The sequence below is a fragment of the Dietzia sp. WMMA184 genome (genome assembly GCF_002441635.1).
Classification (GTDB): Bacteria; Actinomycetota; Actinomycetes; order Mycobacteriales; family Mycobacteriaceae; genus Dietzia; species Dietzia kunjamensis.
In genome coordinates, this window is record NZ_NXEI01000004.1 from 63601 (window position 1) to 80026 (window position 16426).

Genomic DNA, 16426 nt, shown 5'->3' on the forward strand with positions numbered 1-16426 from the left:
TGCGTCAATCGGAGGTGGCAGCAGAGCCGGCCAGCCTGGCATTAGCCGGCGGCGGTGGGGGAGTGGTCGCCCCCGATGCCGACCAGCGGCCCGAACCCGTCGACTACGCGCCGCCCCGGGACGTCGTCGTCCCGTCCGGCAAGAAGGCCCGAGTCGAGGCGAATATCGCCGCCATTAGATTGCTCCAGACCCTCGACGCCGAGGATCGTTATGCGACCTCAGACGAACAGCGAATCATCGCGCAGTGGTCCGGCTGGGGCGCCGTGCCCGAAGTCTTCGATCCGCGTCGAGCCGATTTCGCCGACGAGCGTGCGGAACTCGAATCGCTACTCAGTTCAGCCGAGTGGAACCGGGCGCGGCACACCATTCTCAACGCCCACTACACAGACCCGGCTGTTGTCGCCGAAACGTGGAGTCTCCTACGACGAGCCGGATTCCAGGGCGGGCTCGTCCTCGAACCCGGCAGCGGCAGTGGAACCTTCATCGGTCACGCCCCGGCCGATGCACAGATGGTGGGCGTGGAGCTCGACACCCTCTCCGCTCGAGTCGCGGCGGCGCTATATCCCAGTGCCCAGGTGCGCAATGAATCGTTCGCCGACACCGCGGTACCCGACAATTCTTTCGTTGCCGCAATCGGAAACGTCCCATTCGGCGACATCAAGCTGTGGGACGACGCCCACAACAGGGGCCAGCACTCCATCCACAACCACTTCATCATCAAATCGCTGGACCTCACCGCCCCCGGCGGTTACGTCGCTCTGCTCACCAGTCGGTACACCGCCGACGCAGCGAGAGCCGACGCTCGCACCGCTATGGCCGATCGAGCTGACCTGATCGGCGCGGTTCGCCTTCCAACCGGCGCCTTCCGCCGGGTCGCAGGCACGGAAGTCGTCACCGATCTGCTCGTGTTCCGCGTCCGCGAACATGGGCAGGAACCCACTGAAACGACCCGCCAGTTCGTTCGCACCAATGACGTCACCGTGCGGACCGATCTCGCCGACGGGGACGCTCCACCGGCCCGACTGCACGTCAATCAGTACTTCCTCGACAACCCCCATCACATCCTCGGCACACTGACCGCTGGCCACGGCATGTATGGGCAGGACGAACTACGCGTCCTGGCCCGCAATGACGCTCCGCTCGACAGGCAGATCGCTGACGTCCTCGGCCCCGTGATCGACGCTGCAGTTCTTGACGGCCGCGGCTTGCTCGCCAACCGGGATCTCGTCGTCTACGACTCCTCTCTGGCCACCGATCGGGGCCTCGTCGTTCCCGTCGAGAAGCACGGCGAAGTCGTTAGCGACACGCTGCGCTACAACAGCGATCACAACCTGATCGAGCGCTTCGACGGAACCGAGTGGGTCGACAGCAAGTGCCCCAAGAGCAGGCTCGCCGAGTGGCGTTCCATCCTCGAGCTGCGTGACACCGCGCTGTCGCTCGTACAGATCCAGCGAGACGGGGGAGACCCTGCCGATAAGGCCGCCCTGCGGGCCGCACTCAACGAGCACTACGACGCCTATGTGACCAAGTACGGGTTCCTCAACCGGTTCAGCTGGAAGCAGCCACCGGAAGTCACACAAGACGAGCACGACACCCGCCTCGACGCCGCTCTAACCACCTGGCTCGACACCGAGGGGCCCAACTACGGCGCCGAGAACATGCAGGACATCCCAGACGGTGTCCGATCACGCCTGGACGAAGAAGCCTGGCAGCCCAAGTCAGCGGCGACGAAGAGACAACCTCACCTGGCCGGCGCACTACGCGCCGATCCTCATCTCCAGACTGTCCTAGCCCTCGAGCACTTCGACGAGGAACGGATGGTCGGCCGCAAAGCGGCCATGTTCACCGCCGACGTCCTCGAGCCGGCAACCCCCATCATCGCCGCAGAGACAATCCAGGATGCGCTGGCGGTGAGCATGGACGAAAGCGCCAGCGTCGACGTCGCGCGGATCGCTCAGCTCATGGACGTCGACGCTGGCACCGTCGAGCAACAGCTTCAGGCCGAGGCGCTGGCGTTCCGCTCCACTGAAGACCCCGGAACGTGGATCCCGCGCAGCCGCTACCTGGCCGGCAACGTGCGCGTAAAGCTCGCCGAGGCGAACGCCGCCGCAGCAACCGATGACCGATACCGCTCGAACGTGGCCGCCCTGCGCGAGGCCATCCCCGCCCGCATCGAGGACGGGATCCGCGCCCGGCTCGGAGTGACCTGGGTCAGCCCCGACGACTATGAACAGTTCATCGCGGACACCTTCCGCATCGACAAGGACTCCGTGACGGTCAGCTACGTCAACAACGAGTGGGTCATCGAAGGCAGCTCCTGGTACGACGGCTACCAGACCGACGCCCTCGCCTACGGTCTCGTGCCCCAGAAGGGCCGCTACTCTCGGTCCTACAACTTCGTGGGTACCGACCGCGAGCAAACCCTGGCCAATCAGGGCGTCTCCCTCGGCCGCGACCGCTCGGGTAGCTTCGACCACTGGCAGGTTCTCGACTGCCTGATGAACTCTCGGCCCATCACGGTCAACCGCTCCAAGGAGTACAAGGAAGCCGTCCCCGGCGGAGACATCCACGCCGGCGCCACACGAGCGGCCAAGCAACGGGCCGAACGCCTCCAGGAGGCATTCGCCGACTGGGCGCTCAATGGCGATCCCGAGCGACGCGAACGCCTACTCACCGAGTACAACTGGCGGTTCAACGCCACCGTCGCCCCCAGCTACGACGGCTCACACCGAACCTTCCCCGGGCTGGGAAAGACCTTCAATCCCTACCCCTACCAGCGGAACGCCGTCGAGCGCATCGTCAACGAACCGACCGTGTTGCTCAACCACGTCGTCGGTGCTGGCAAGACCGGCACCATGCTGATGGGAGCGATGGAGCTGCGGCGTCTAGGACTAGTCCGCCAGCCGTGGATCGTGGTGCCCAACCACATCGTGGACCAGGTCGCCCGTGAGGCCGCTCAGTGGTACCCGGCCGCCAACGTGCTGTCTGGCGCCGGCCGCACCACCGCAGAGGGCCGACAAAAGCTCGTCGCCCAGTCCGCAGCGCAGGACTGGGACATCGTGATCGTCCCGCTTTCGGCGTTCACCCGCATGAAGACCTCGGCTCAAACCCGCGCCAGCTTCATCAGCAACCAGATCGACGCCATGCGCTCGGCGCTCCTCGAGGCCAAGGACGGCAACCAGAGCGCGGCGACGATGAAGCAGATCGAGAACGCGATGGCCAAGGCGCAGATCAATCTCGACAAAGCGATGGACGCCACCCGCAAAGACGAAGGCCTAACCTTCGAGCAATCGGGCTGCGACTACTTGTTCATCGACGAAGCCCACCTCTACAAGAACCTCGCCCGCACCTCCGGCGTGCAGGAACTGAGCCACCCGGGGTCCGATCAGGCGATGGACCTCAAGCTCAAGCTCGACTACCTGCGCGATCGCAAACGACAGGAAGCCTCAGCGGCAGGCGTTCCCGACGATGCGTACGTCGAGCGGGTCGCCTGCTTCGCGACCGGAACTCCGGTCGCGAACTCCCTAGCCGAGCTCTTCGTCATGCAGACCTACCTCCGCCCTGACCTGCTTGAGCACGCAGGAGTCGACAGCATTGACGCGTGGGGCCAGAACTTCACCGACACCACAGAGACTGTCGAACTCAACGCGTCGGGCACGAAGCTGCGCTCGGTCACCCGAGTCGGCCAGTTCGCCAATGTCGGTGACCTGGTCGGCATGGTCAGCCAGTTCACCGACGCCGTCACCCGCGATCAGGTGCCGGTGAATCTGCCCGCAAAGCGCTCCGGAAGCAACATCGTCGTGGACTTCGAGCCCAGCCAGGAGGTCAAGGACTTCATCCAGGATCTTGGCCACCGCGCCGACACTCTCGACCCCCGCCGGATGGACCTCGACAACGCCCTCAAGATCGCCAACGACGGCCGCAACGTCTCCCTCGACCCGCGCAGCGCCCACCTGGCCCCGCCCTCCGAGGGGGGCCGGGCACGCGAGGTCGCCACACGCATCCTGGCCGAGTGGGAGGCGACCCGAGACCGCGCCTACCTCGACGACTTCGGGGAGCCTTCCGACGTCCGCGGAGGCCTGCAGATCGTGTTCTGCGATCGGTCCGTGCCCAAAAATGATGGGCGCTGGAACATCTACGCCGCCATCAAGGCCGAGCTGGTCGCCGGCGGGATGCCTGCCGAGCAGATCGCCTTCGTGCACGATCATCCCAAGCCCGAAGACAAAGCCGCGCTCTACAAGGCCTGCCGCGCCGGCCGAATCAGCGTGCTCATGGGTTCCACGGAGAAAATGGGCACCGGCACGAACGTGCAGACACGAGCGGTCGCCCTTCACCACGTCGATGTGCCCTGGCGACCCGCCGACCTCGAACAGCGCGAGGGCCGCATCATTCGACAGGGCAACCAGAACCCAGAGGTAGCCGTCTACAACTATGTCGCCACCGCGACCTACGACACCGCGATGTGGCAGACGCTCAACCGCAAGGCCGCATTCCTCGAGCAGCTCTACGCCGCGGATCGCTCCATCCGCAGCATCGAGGACCTATCGGCCGACAACCTGGCCGAGTCGACCGCTCTGGTCAAAGCCATCGCCACCGGCGATGACCGATACCTGCGGCGCGTGGAACTCGAGCGAGACATAGAAGCACTCGACGCACGACGCGAGAGCCACCTGTCAGAGGTCAGATCCCGCCGCGAGGAGATCGCGGCGCTGACTCGCTCCATCCCTAACGAGGAAAAGCGACTCGAGCAGCTCGCCGCCGTCGCCCCGGAACTTAAGGCCTGGGCCGAGAAGGAGACGAAGGACTACACCATCGGCCGCACGTCGTTCAGCGTCCGAAAGGACGCCTCGGATCGTCTGCTGGAGGCGCTTCGTGAGGCGTACGTTCAACTGCGCGGAGCAGGCCCCAATGAATCCGCACACGTCGCCACGTTCGCAGGGGTGCCGCTACACGTCACCCGCGTGATGGAACACGACATGGTCATCCTTCGCTTCGGCGACCTCCCACTGACCGGCGTGAGCATCACTCAAGAGCAGCTCTGGCCACAACGGGACGACTCCCGATTCGGAGTCTGGGGCGCAGGCAGCACCGAGGCGCTGGACGTGGAGGCCGACGAAGCGAAGTCCAGCCGAGCTGCGATGGCCAACGGCGTGATGACTCGCATCGAGAACGCGATCGGCAGAGCGCCTGGCCAGGTCGACGCCGCTAGAACTGAGCTCGACACCGACCGAAAGCGGCTCGACGAACTGCACAACACCCCAGATGAGCCCTTCCCGGACGCCGCGAAACTCCAGCTGATGAAGACCGAGCTAGCCAGCATCAACGACGACCTCGCCGCATACGAGAACTCCGACGCCGCCCAGCTGGCCCAGACAGAACTGGACCAGCGACTCGCGGCCAAGGGCCGCAGCCCCGGCTGGTCACTGATGCTCAACCCGACTCCAGCCCTGGTGGAAGAACTCGGCTTCGACACCGCGGACGAGGTGCGCGAGATGATGCGACAGCGCGAGATCGAAGCCCTGGAAGCGTGGGCGTCACTGCCGGGCGCAACCCAGAACACCGCCCCGACTCGGGCCGTGGACTACGACGACCTGCGCGGAAAAATCATGGACCACGCCGACGCCATCGAACGGGCGGCCGAGGAAAGCGATCTGGCCCTGGACTCGGCGATGGACAACTATCGCCGCTTCGCCGAAGACCTGATCCGACAGGGCGGACCAGACCAGGACATCGGCCGGCGGCTCATCGACGTAGGAGATCAGATCGGCGAAACGGGAAACCCCCGACCGCTCGACGACCTCACCCGCGACCTCAAATCACGCAATGCCGGTGCCGAGCAGGCCCCCGTCGACAATGACTTCACGACCTCCTACCTCGAGCATCGCGCCCAAGCCCCGGATCTCGACCCGCTATCGGAATGGCAGAACCCAGGCTCGCCCACCGGGCCGGAGCTCGGACACGATCCTGACGCCTAAGCCGCCCCGCCGGGTGGAGTAGCTAGTTGGTGGGGCTCCCTTTCCCTGCTCCCGCCAGTCTTGGTGCTCCGCTGCCGGCGTCAAGGTCGGCACCCTTCGGGTGCGCCGGCTCCACCGACAAGCCCCGGACGCGCTCGCTGCGCTCGCTTATATCGCCCGGACCTTCCCGGCTCCGCCGCCGTGCCCTCTCTTGACCCCGTCCGCTCCACACCAATCGGGCCGGTATCAGGGAAAGGGGCACCATGCGTGGAGGTCACCGCCGGTCCCGGCGACCGGAAAAAGCCCAGGCCAAACCCGCTAAGCCCCTTGTGGCACTAGTGACACTAGTGCTACTATGGAGGCATACCGAGAGGGCAACACCGCCCCCGGAAACCCCAGGAGGACACCATGACCGCCAAGCCCGGCACCCTGCTCGACGCCTTCACTCTGGAGACCGATCGCGGCCCGATCGAGGCGGAGATCCGCCTCATGCACGCCGAGGACGGCACCGAGATGCTGTGGCACTACGAGAACGATCACCTCGGCTTCGTGCACCCCGCCCGCCGCTGCGTCCGGTGCAACGAGATCATCACCGCCGCTGCCGCCGGAGGCTGCTGCATCGCCTGCGTCGACGGCCTCGTCATCGGCCACGACTAGACCCCGCTACCGGCCCGCCCCGCGGGCCGGTAGTCCGGCCACCACTCACCACCCCGAGAGGGCTCCAAGCCCCCGGAAACCCCAGGAGGACACCATGACCACGAACCACGCGCCCGCCACGGTCCGAGCCCTGCCCCGCACAGAACCGGCAACAGCCCCCGCGCCTGCACACCCGATCACTCGCAACGGGCTGCTCGAACCTGCCGAAGGCCAGGTCCAGGCCGCGTACGACGAACTCGCCCGCCACCACGTCGACACGCTCACCGCCCGCGAATGGCTCACCGACCTCGTCGCCAGCGTCGGCGTCCGCCGCATGGAAGCCGAGGCCGCAGCCGCGCCCGCAGCGCCGAAGCCCGAGCCGATCGGCGACGACGGATTCACCCCGACCCGCCAGGAATGGGCAGAACTGCACCGGATGCTCACCATTGCCCTGGCCATCGTCAACGGTCGCCGAGGCCGCCTGCGCGACCTATTCGACACCCAACTCGCCACCGCCGCCGGACGCGCCAGCATCAACGTCGCCGCCGAGCGAGTCGCCGCCGCGCGACTAACCTCCACCGTGACCATCCGCCGACAGCAGGCCCAGGCGATCCGCGAGCCCAAGAGGACCGTCTTCTACGTCCCCGCCATCATCACCTGGGATACCCGTTACCGCGCCCTGGCCGCCACCATCGTCCGTGACAGCCACGGCCACTACCGATTCACCGGGTTCACCATCCTGTGACCCCCCAGAGCCAGCGGAGAGGCCCGCCCCAAGGGGCGGGCCTCTCCGCTATTCCACATCCCCCAACCATCCACAGACGACCCCAGCCGAGCGCCCCGAGAACACCCGGCCCCGCCACCAGCCTGGCAGCCTCAACGCCATGACCGACCCTCTGCAGGGCACCCTCGCCGACGTCACGGCCCGCGCACTACGCCTAGCCCGCGCAGGCGACCACCGAGCACGACCCGCACGAATCAACGGCAACACCGCCATCCTGACCCCACACCGCACCGAAAGCGGCCACCTCGACGCCGCCGACCTCGCCGCCCAGGCCTACGCCCTCGCCCTCGGACTGTCCTCCGACGACGGTCACTACACCGACGGCTATTTCACCGCCGCCGGCCTCGGACACTACGTACCTGCACCGGATAACGACGATCAACCGCACCCGCAAGACAGCGAAAAGCACCATGTACCCGGCTTGAAGCGGTGGTTCTAGCCCCAGCTCCCGCGTGCAACACCGTCCAGCTCCTACCGCACGTTAACTGGAAGGGCAGTGTCCCAATCCCGTCTCACAACAGAACGGATCGACTTGCCGGCTATACCTTTCTAATTCCACCCACCCAGTGGAAGGACGGCTAGATGGCAAATGACCGGCTGACTGAAGCTCAGCACCTTCAGTACCAAAAAGAGTTTGCTGCTGTAATCAAGTGGGCGTCAGAAGGGCACGGACTCCGCCTCATGGGGACGTCGTTCCACCTCGCGATCCCAGGCATCAACTCCATCGAAGACGGGTGTCGACACGTGGCCCAGTACTGTGCTGTCGCGCACGCGGAAGGCTTCACGCCAGATGTGGGGGTGCCGACGCTGCAGCTCATCACTTCCGCAGCCTCACGCTTCTACGACCAAGGGGCTCCTGTCCCCAGCTACGAGGCGCAATCTGCGCTCGAAACTGGCGCCCTCGGCTCCAGTCAGAACGTCTTTCAGAACCTCTGAAAGATCAACCCATCTAGGAACAGGATCAACAATGGACTACAACATCCCCCAGACTGCCGCGAGCGCGATCGTGCGGAACGCCGAGAGCAACAACTCAAATCTCGGCGGCCAGGCCAAGCGCGTCCAAGACCGCCTTCGGCAGGAGGCGAACGACACGGGCAACGCCTCCATCCGGCGAAAGAACGAGCCGGGCAACAAGCCCTGACGCTGTAGGCGAGGCGGGCTCGGACGTTCGTTGTTCGAGCCCGCCTTTTCAGTTGAATGGACGACTCAAGTGCGGAGATGAATCTGCTCTAATGGGGCGCGTGCTGGGACAGTATGCGCGAACGACGCAGGAGCTCGCGACCGGGATGCGAGCACTCCGGAAGGTCGGACTGCGAGGTCTGGAGACGGAACAGGGGTGCGGAGATCCCCCCTACGAGATAGTGCTCTCGCGAAGCACGCTGTCCCGGTACGAGTCTGGGCGCGTACTTCCCCCGCTCGAGTATGGGCCACACCTTGATCGCCTCTATAGGGCCAGCGGGTGGATCGACATGAGCATTCGAACTCTCTGGCAAGCAGAGTGGGACCCGTGGCATTCCCCTAGCCAATGGCCAGAACGCAACTTTTACTTCTCCTGGCCCGCCAGCTACTCGGGCGATGTGTGGATAGAAGTCGCGCCAATCCCGGCCGAGGTGGGCATGGCGACAAACCTAGTCCTCAACTGGGGGCCCTGGGAAAGGCGTGTCGACATCGTGCTTCCAGCGGCCGGGGCGGTGCTTCAAACAGGCAAGGCGGCGGATGCCGACGGAATCTCTCGAACCCTGAACCTGCAGGGTGACCGACCTTTCTACGCACTCTCAGGCGCAGGCACGAAGGGCTCGCCCCGCGGCGGTTGCACGCTAGACATCCGAGAAGGCTGGAGACTAACTCGGCCCGAGTGAATCACTTCGAGGGACTCGATTCGATAAGCGGTCTTGGCGGCGAGTACTCGTGCGCCAGCCTTGAGCGGCCAGAGCTCGTACTCGAGGGGGGAGCGCTCCCTTTCCCTGCCCCTGCCAGTCTTGGTGCTCCGCTGCCGGCGTCAAGGTCGGCACCCTTCGGGTGCGCCGGCTCCACCGACAAGCCCCGGACGCGCTCGCTGCGCTCGCTTATATCGCCCGGACCTTCCCGGCTCCGCCGCCGTGCCCTCTCTTGACCCCGTCCGCTCCACACCAATCGGGCCGGTATCAGGGAAAGGGGCACCATGCGTGGAGGTCACCGCCGGTCCCGGCGACCGGAAAAACCCAGGCCAAACCCATTAAAACCCTTGTGACACTAGTGGCACTAGTGCTACTATGGAGGCATACCGAGAGGGCAACACCGCCCCCGGCAACCCCAGGAGGACACCATGAGCATCGTCGTCTACACCAAGCCGGCCTGCGTCCAGTGCGACAGCACCATCCGCGCCCTCGACGTCGCCGGCATCGTCTACACCACCGTCGACCTCACCACCGACCACGACGCCCGCGACTATGTGATGAACACCCTCGGCTACAGCTCTGCACCGATCATCGAGGTTGACGGCGACGGTCACTGGTCCGGATTCCGCCCCGACCGCATCAAGGCCCTGGCGTCCGCACACTCCCGCAACCCCGAGCGCACCCAGTTCCTCGTCGACGTGCTCAGTACCGCCGTCGAGACCGGCATCAGCTACTGGGCCGAGACGGTCCACGTCGAGGACCGCACCGGGACCACCCCCGAGGGAGACAACCTCGATCCGCTCGGCTCCGGCGGCGACTGCTACGCCGCCCTCATCCGCGAGGACGAGACCGGGACTGAATACAAGGTCACTCTCGAGACCATCGCACGCGGCGCCACCAAGCTCGCCGCGACCAGCATCAACAACGACCTGGTCAACGACTTCCGCGAGGCCAACCGCACCAACGGCCACCGGGGCGACATCGACGCCGCCAACGCCGACATGGCCCTGCAAATGGGCGTCTTCGGCGACGTCATCTACGGCTGACGCTCCCCAGCCAACAGCCGCCCGCCCATCGCCGAGAGGCAGACGGGCACGCAGGAAGGACACCCGGAATGCACGCTCTCGACCACACCGATCTGCACTACCTCCGCAGGACCATGTCCCTGCACGGCCTCGGCCGACTCGCCGCCTCCCCCGAGACCCAGATCCCGCACATCGTCGCCAGCCAGTCCTCCGGATACGGCTCAGACCTCGCCTTCGAGTACCGCGCCAAGGGTCTATCCGTCTGGACCGGGCGAACGCTTCCCTCCACCGCGGCCCCAGACCGCCACATCACCTGGAACCAGATCCGTCGCCACATCAGCCGCTACGCCACCGACGAGTTCATCACCGCGTTTCGCAAGACCGACAAGGCATGGTGCCACGCCAAGGCCGGCGACCGGACCCCCGGTGTCCTACACCGGACCACCGACAGCGAACGCGACCAGATCGCCGACCTGGAGGCACAACTGCGACTCCTGGCCTCTCCCATCTGGGAACCCGCCACCACGATCGAAGCCGAACCCCAACAGCTCGACCTCTTCGCATAACCACCAGCACCCACCCCGCACAGGCAGGACAGACAATGCACACCATGACCGCCGAGGGCCCGCAGGCCACCGCCGACCCGGTCGACGTCGACGACCTCGCCGCCACCGACGACGCACCCACCGTCCCGGAACTTGACCCCGAAGCAGCACTCCTCTGCGCACTGCTGCACACCACCGACACCACCGAGGCTCGCCACATCACCCGTCACCTCGAGGCAAGCGACTTCCTCAACCCTCGATACGGCGACCTGTACAGCGTGATCGCCGACCTCATCGCGGCAAGCGAACCCCACCACGCCCCGCGGGTGCTCGCCGCACTCACCAGCGCCGGCCGCATGGCCGGCCACCAAGGACGGCTCCTCGCCGATGCCCTCCAGGTCGTCGCACTTCTCGGAACCCCCGCCATCGGAGTGCGCACTCTCGCCGCCGACGTCCTCGACGCCGCCTACCGCCGCCGCTTCGCCCGCACCGCCGCTGAGCTGACCCGTGCCAGCACCGAAGCGTCCACCGACGACCTCTTCGAGATCCTCCTTGGCCAAGGCCGCGCCATGCGTCGCGAAACCAAGCGTCGCGCCGACCTCACCGGCGGACCGACCAGTGGGGGAGAGGGGGAGGCATGACGTTCATTGTCGGGACAGGCCCCACCGAGTTGCACGCCCACATCGACCTCGACCACCGCATCACCGCAACCAGCCGGCCTGGGGCGGCTCCGGCCGTCACTGTCCTCGACGTCACCTGCAGCGACGGACACTGGGCCGTCTTGGCCACCCTTAACACCGGCACAACAGACAAGGAGCCCCGGTGACCCCAGACGAAGCCCGATCACTCGGCCGCGCCATCCGCGCCGCACGCATGGAGGCCGGACTCACCCAGCTCAAACTGGCCGTGGCCAGCGGAGTGAAATCCCCCTGGATCAGCGCCTGGGAACGCGGACAATCCCAACCCACCGCCTACCGACAGGCCACGCCGCCGGCCGTCATCAGCCGGGACCAGCTCACAGCAATCGCGCACGCCTTGGACTGCACCATCGAATCCATCGCCAACCGAGCCGCACTGTCAGCCGCGACCCGAGTCCTCTACGGGCTTGAACCACTCGGCCCCGCCCGCACCCTCGTCGGAGGCCAACGCTTCGACCTCACCGACGCCGAAGCCGACCGCGTCACCGACTTCATCACCGGGCTCATCGCCGCAAGGGACCTGCACTAATCGACCCTTGTCGGAGGCGACACCTAGGGTGCGCCCCATGGATGAGCTGCTGGGCCCACTGCGCCGAGCAGCCGAGCAAGCAGGCGATGATCAGTTCCTCGAACTCCTACGGTGGCACCTCGTCGTGGCCGGCCTCCCAGATGTCGACCCCACCAAGCAGGGCGCCTACCGAGACGCCATCGCCGAGCTGGGGGAGGAGCGCACACTCGAGCTACTGCGCGACCTGCGCAGACTCGCCCGCAACCCCCGCCGCTATCGCCACGGCGCCGACGGCAAACCTCGCTACCGCCAGGGGCGAACCGTCAGCGATCACCACCACCGCGGGTAACCGTCTTGATCAGGCCGGCATCGCGGCGGTCCAAGGTACGGACGTTGTTGACCGCCCGCGACACCGGACGGGTTCGAAGAGTCGACGCCACCGCCCGCGACTCGACGTCCAGCAGATCCAGCACGTCTCCGACCTGGTCCTTCTCGAGCTTCTCCGGGGCCAACCAGGTGTCCCACGAAGCAGGGGTCACAAAGACCGGCATGCGGTCGTGCACCTCGCCGGCCGCATCCTCACCCGTCCGCGTGATGATCGTGAACGTCGTCCGCCACTGCTCATCACCGTCCTGGCGGTGGAAGGCCAACAGTCCCGCAGCGAGCAGTAGCTCGTCACCCGGGGCGTGCACATAGCTGGGGTTCTTGACCTTCTTCCCGGCCTCGAGAGCTTCCTGCCACTCGTAGTACCCGGTCATCGGAACTAAGGCCCGCGCAGAGGCGAACGCCGAACGAAACATGCCATTAGTCGCAGCAGTCTCGAGCCGGGCGTTAATCGGCCGCGGACCCTTCTCTTTGGCCCACGACGGACGCAACCCCCACGTGGGCATGAACGCCTCACTCACCCGCTGTTCGCCGATCAGGCGATCCCGGACTACCGGCGCCCGTGTGCGAGGAGCAACCGAGTAGGTCGGCTCCCACTCGAATCCCGGCTCCGCCCCGTCCAGGTCAAGAACGTCGACCAGGGCTGCACCAGACACTGCGACCGAGTACCGACCACACATGCTGTGACACTAACAGCGATCGCAAGAGAGGACGCCCTGACCAGCAACTACGTCAGAACACACATTATCGGCGTAGCGGCTGCGCCATGGCACGCGCAGCGTGCGCTCATTACGCACCCTTCGGCAGAAGAGCTTCGAGTTCAGGGGTTCCGTACGTGAGCAGCGTGATGCCTTCGCGGCTTTTGTCGCTGACGTGGCGATCAAAAGTGACGAGGATCTCGGCGCCCGTCTGGGTTCCTCGTAGGTAATCGGCAGTGGTGGTCGTTCCCGAGCTCGTGGCGAATGAGTTCGACGCGACCTGTACAGGCGGCGTGAGTCGATACACCCCATCCGCCCCGTCGACCGGAGTCAGGAGCGGGGCGGTCAGCGGATTGGTGGTGAGCACTGTCTCCAGGTCCTCGAGATCGGTCTCGCCGCGCAGTTCGGGGGGCTGTTCGATGTGCCCGATGGTTTCTGGCGAGTTGCCGAGGTCTGCGGCCTTGATGGCGTTGTTGTTGACGTTTTCGACCTCACCCTTGAGCGAAATGAGCTGCTTTTCGATCGACTCGTCGCTGGCATCTCCGAGAGCGAGTTGCTCGATCGCCTTTTCAATGTTGGCGAGTACGGGGGCTGCGTCACCCACGATGTCGGTGAAGTCTCCGTAATCCTCGGCGATTCCCTCGTAGACGCGTTGCTCGACGGTGTCTGCGTAGAAGTAGTTCGTGACCGTGATGTCCTTGAAGGACGCGCCGATTCGGTCGACGCGGCCGATGCGCTGTTCGACACGCATGAGGTTCCAGGGCATGTCGTAGTTGATGAGCCGGCCGGCTGTTTGCAGGTTGAGGCCCTCGCTCATCGAGTCGGTGCCGATGAGTACGGTCAACGCGCCGCCGCGGAACTGGTCCTTGATCACGGCCTTGCTGACTTCGGACCAAGTCTTGTCGGTGTCATTGTAGATCTGTCCACCGCGGCCGGAGTAGCAGCCGATCTTGGTGATTCCGGCCGCGATCAGGCGCTCGCGGACGTAGTCCATCGTGTCGGTGTACTGGGTGAACACGACCAGACTGTCATAGTTGAGGAGTGCTTGGTTCACGTCGGTAACCAGTTGGGTGGCCTTGGTGTCCTCGCCGGTGATCTTGTTCAGGTCGTTGAGGAATAGCCGGAGTTCGTAGATCTCGTCCTGGAGGCGGCTGGCCGACCCTTCAAGGGTTTCGGGTTCGAAGAGGGAGTCTTCGACATCGATGTTGTCGTCGTCCGAGAGGAGGTCGGCCAGACTCTTACCTTGTTCGAGGACGTCGAGCCGCCGTGTGAGGGACTTCTTGATCGCCTCGAACGACGATGTGAGTCGACGCCGGTAGATGGTCATGATGAAGCCGAGCGCCTGGCCGGACTGGTCCGTCTTATACGAGTCGTAGTGGCGTCGAATGTATTCCTCGATCCGGTCGTAGAGTTTCCGTTCGTCCGGTGCGAGCTGGATGAAAGTGTCATTGACGTGTCGGGTCGGTATGACAACGTCGTCGGCGATGATCCCAGCGGACTGGTATTCGCGCAGTGTGGACCGGGTGTTTCTGAACACCCGGTCCCGCATCGGATTGTGGCGGCGCAGCCATTTGTCCATCCATTCGGAGGTGTCGTTCGGCATCTGCGAACGAGCCTCCGCGGACGGTGGATTTGAGTGCAGCTCGGTTACCGCCCAGGCTCCGACGAACCCGAGCGCAGCGTTGACCTGATCGGCGAGGTGCAGGTCTCGCTCGGCGTTTGGATCCTCGAAGTAGTCGGCCAGCATCTCGCACTGGAGTTTCCAGCCTCGTGAGCGGGGATTGTGGCGGAACCGCTCGAAGTATCCGAGGAAGTTGGACGCGGACACTGCCCACCTCCCGTTCAACCCGAGCAGGGAGATGAGGTCCCAGGCTTCGTGTGGGTTCATCTGCATCGGGGTCGCGGTCGCAAGGTACAGCGCTTTCCACATACCGATGTCCTGCATTTCCAGCAGTAGGCCGAGCAGCGAGTTCGGAGTGTCGCTGGCCTTTGAGCCTCGCCGCCGTGCGTGGTGAGCCTCGTCAACGAGGACGACGTCCCACGGGCCCGCGGCGAGGATGTCTTTGCGGCGGTCTTTGCGGCGCGCGAGGTGGCTCGAGGCGAGTACGATCGGGAACGCCGACCAGGGGTTCACGCCGGTAGGCACCGGGACGGTTTCGTCGTTTCGATCGAGGAACTCGCCCTTCTCGAGTCGGGGCACGTCGAGGTTCATCTTCTCGTGGAGCTCTTCCTGCCACTGCCGCATCACAGACGCTGGCACTAGCAGTAGGGCCTTGTTTGCCTTGCCAGCCAGGAACAGTTCTCTCAGCACGAGGCCCGCTTCGACGGTCTTCCCGAGTCCCACCTCGTCGGCGAATAGGTAGCCGCGTGGGTATGTGGCCACGACCCGGTCGATCAGGCGCGCCTGGTGTGGCAGCGGTTCTACCTGCGCGGTTCCCACCGCGGTGTACGGCGAGGCGGTGGGCCGACCGCCGAGGTCGATGAGTTCGACCCACGCTTGCTTCGTGTCATTCGGGTCGACTTCCGGCGCGACTCGCTTGCCGCCACCCTCGTCGTGCGAATCCGACGTTGCCTTCGGTAGCGGTGGCGCAGCAGGGGCGTGGTCGATGAGGTGCTCGCGCACCGCTTGAGGCAGCGGCACGACAGCCCACCCCTCGTCGGGCTGGTTATGCCAGTGACGCTCGAAGTCCAGAACAGCTTGACGCCCATTCCATTCCCACACCGCAGGCATCCACGACGGAAATACGTCGAAGGTTTCGTGGTTAACGGCCCACGCACGCACGGAGGCGTTGTTCGATCCGTTGAAGGCAACCTTGTTCTCGTGCCGGTCCGTGAACACTCCGTACTTGGTGTGGAAGTACCGGCCCGACTCTTGGTAGGAGAGGAGTTGTCCGCCGAGCTGTGGAACCCCGACTCGAATTTCGAGCCGGTCGTGCGCGACCATCCAGGCGAGCACGCTAAGGTGCTCATTCGCGACGATCTTCGTTCCTTCGAGAGCCGGATCCGCCAACAGTCGCGCCGCCACGACATCGCTCATCGGCTGCCCGGACAGCACTGCCGTGACGTCGGATTCGTTCAGCTGAGCGCCGACGATGAGCCGCATACGGCCGCCGTTGGCTAGGAACTGCGCGGTTCCCTGGGCTGCGAACTGCAACTCGGAAGCCGACCAGTACCCGACCGCGCGGTCGTAAGCGATCGCACGGGACAGCATTGGTATGTAGAACGACTCCAGCGGGTGATCGTTTGGGCTATACCGTCCCTTCAACCCGATGCCAACGAACGAGTCGTCGGCATCGGGCAGGCCCTTCATCAGTGAC

At 65.2% G+C, this 16426-nt stretch carries 13 protein-coding genes and 1 pseudogene; 12 read left to right on the forward strand and 2 right to left on the reverse strand.

What is annotated here, in order from left to right:
* Positions 1 to 62: 62 nt before the first annotated feature.
* The 12 genes and pseudogenes from CK206_RS18645 (at position 63) to CK206_RS18695 (ending at position 12376) form a co-directional block, all read left to right on the forward strand.
* Positions 63 to 5975 carry a DEAD/DEAH box helicase family protein gene (locus tag CK206_RS18645; RefSeq protein ID WP_132064227.1) on the forward strand — a complete coding sequence of 1971 codons (5913 nt, stop codon included), beginning with the start codon at positions 63 to 65 and terminating at the stop codon, positions 5973 to 5975.
* Between the two features lie 387 nt (positions 5976 to 6362).
* Positions 6363 to 6611, forward strand: coding sequence for a hypothetical protein (locus tag CK206_RS18650; protein WP_063934995.1), 249 nt, complete (start codon positions 6363 to 6365; stop codon positions 6609 to 6611).
* 94 nt (positions 6612 to 6705) lie between these two features.
* Positions 6706 to 7335: a hypothetical protein gene (locus tag CK206_RS18655; protein WP_096907599.1), complete on the forward strand. Its 630-nt coding sequence runs from the start codon at positions 6706 to 6708 to the stop codon at positions 7333 to 7335.
* Between the two features lie 139 nt (positions 7336 to 7474).
* Positions 7475 to 7813 carry a hypothetical protein gene (locus CK206_RS18660; protein WP_096907600.1) on the forward strand — a complete coding sequence of 113 codons (339 nt, stop codon included), beginning with the start codon at positions 7475 to 7477 and terminating at the stop codon, positions 7811 to 7813.
* 143 nt (positions 7814 to 7956) lie between these two features.
* Complete coding sequence (locus CK206_RS18665) at positions 7957 to 8310, forward strand: hypothetical protein (protein ID WP_132064226.1); 354 nt, start codon at positions 7957 to 7959, stop codon at positions 8308 to 8310.
* A gap of 31 nt (positions 8311 to 8341) precedes the next feature.
* Entirely contained in the window at positions 8342 to 8515 is a 174-nt protein-coding gene (locus CK206_RS19960) for a hypothetical protein (RefSeq protein WP_159981243.1), read from the forward strand.
* Positions 8516 to 9679: 1164 nt separating this feature from the next.
* Positions 9680 to 9907, forward strand: a pseudogene (gene nrdH / locus CK206_RS20560) (glutaredoxin-like protein NrdH); the annotation flags it as partial.
* A 458-nt stretch (positions 9908 to 10365) separates the two neighbouring features.
* Positions 10366 to 10842: a hypothetical protein gene (locus CK206_RS18675; protein WP_096907603.1), complete on the forward strand. Its 477-nt coding sequence runs from the start codon at positions 10366 to 10368 to the stop codon at positions 10840 to 10842.
* A 35-nt stretch (positions 10843 to 10877) separates the two neighbouring features.
* Positions 10878 to 11462: a DnaB-like helicase N-terminal domain-containing protein gene (locus CK206_RS18680; protein WP_096907604.1), complete on the forward strand. Its 585-nt coding sequence runs from the start codon at positions 10878 to 10880 to the stop codon at positions 11460 to 11462.
* Positions 11459 to 11647, forward strand: coding sequence for a hypothetical protein (locus CK206_RS18685; protein WP_096907605.1), 189 nt, complete (start codon positions 11459 to 11461; stop codon positions 11645 to 11647). The genes CK206_RS18680 and CK206_RS18685 overlap by 4 nt, the downstream gene beginning before the upstream one ends.
* Positions 11644 to 12048, forward strand: coding sequence for a helix-turn-helix transcriptional regulator (locus CK206_RS18690; protein WP_096907606.1), 405 nt, complete (start codon positions 11644 to 11646; stop codon positions 12046 to 12048). Before CK206_RS18685 ends, CK206_RS18690 begins: the two co-directional genes overlap by 4 nt.
* A 37-nt stretch (positions 12049 to 12085) precedes the next feature.
* Positions 12086 to 12376, forward strand: a complete 291-nt coding sequence (locus CK206_RS18695) for a hypothetical protein (RefSeq protein WP_096907607.1) — start codon at positions 12086 to 12088, stop codon at positions 12374 to 12376.
* On the opposite strand, the gene CK206_RS18700 is transcribed toward CK206_RS18695, so the two are convergent.
* Positions 12351 to 13091 carry an SOS response-associated peptidase gene (locus CK206_RS18700; RefSeq protein ID WP_096907608.1) on the reverse strand — a complete coding sequence of 247 codons (741 nt, stop codon included), beginning with the start codon at positions 13089 to 13091 and terminating at the stop codon, positions 12351 to 12353. The two genes, CK206_RS18695 and CK206_RS18700, sit on opposite strands and share 26 nt — an antisense overlap.
* A gap of 109 nt (positions 13092 to 13200) precedes the next feature.
* The gene (locus tag CK206_RS18705; RefSeq protein WP_159981246.1) at positions 13201 to 16419 is read right to left on the reverse strand and encodes a DEAD/DEAH box helicase; all 3219 of its coding nucleotides are present in this window, start codon (positions 16417 to 16419) and stop codon (positions 13201 to 13203) included.
* Positions 16420 to 16426: the final 7 nt, after the last annotated feature.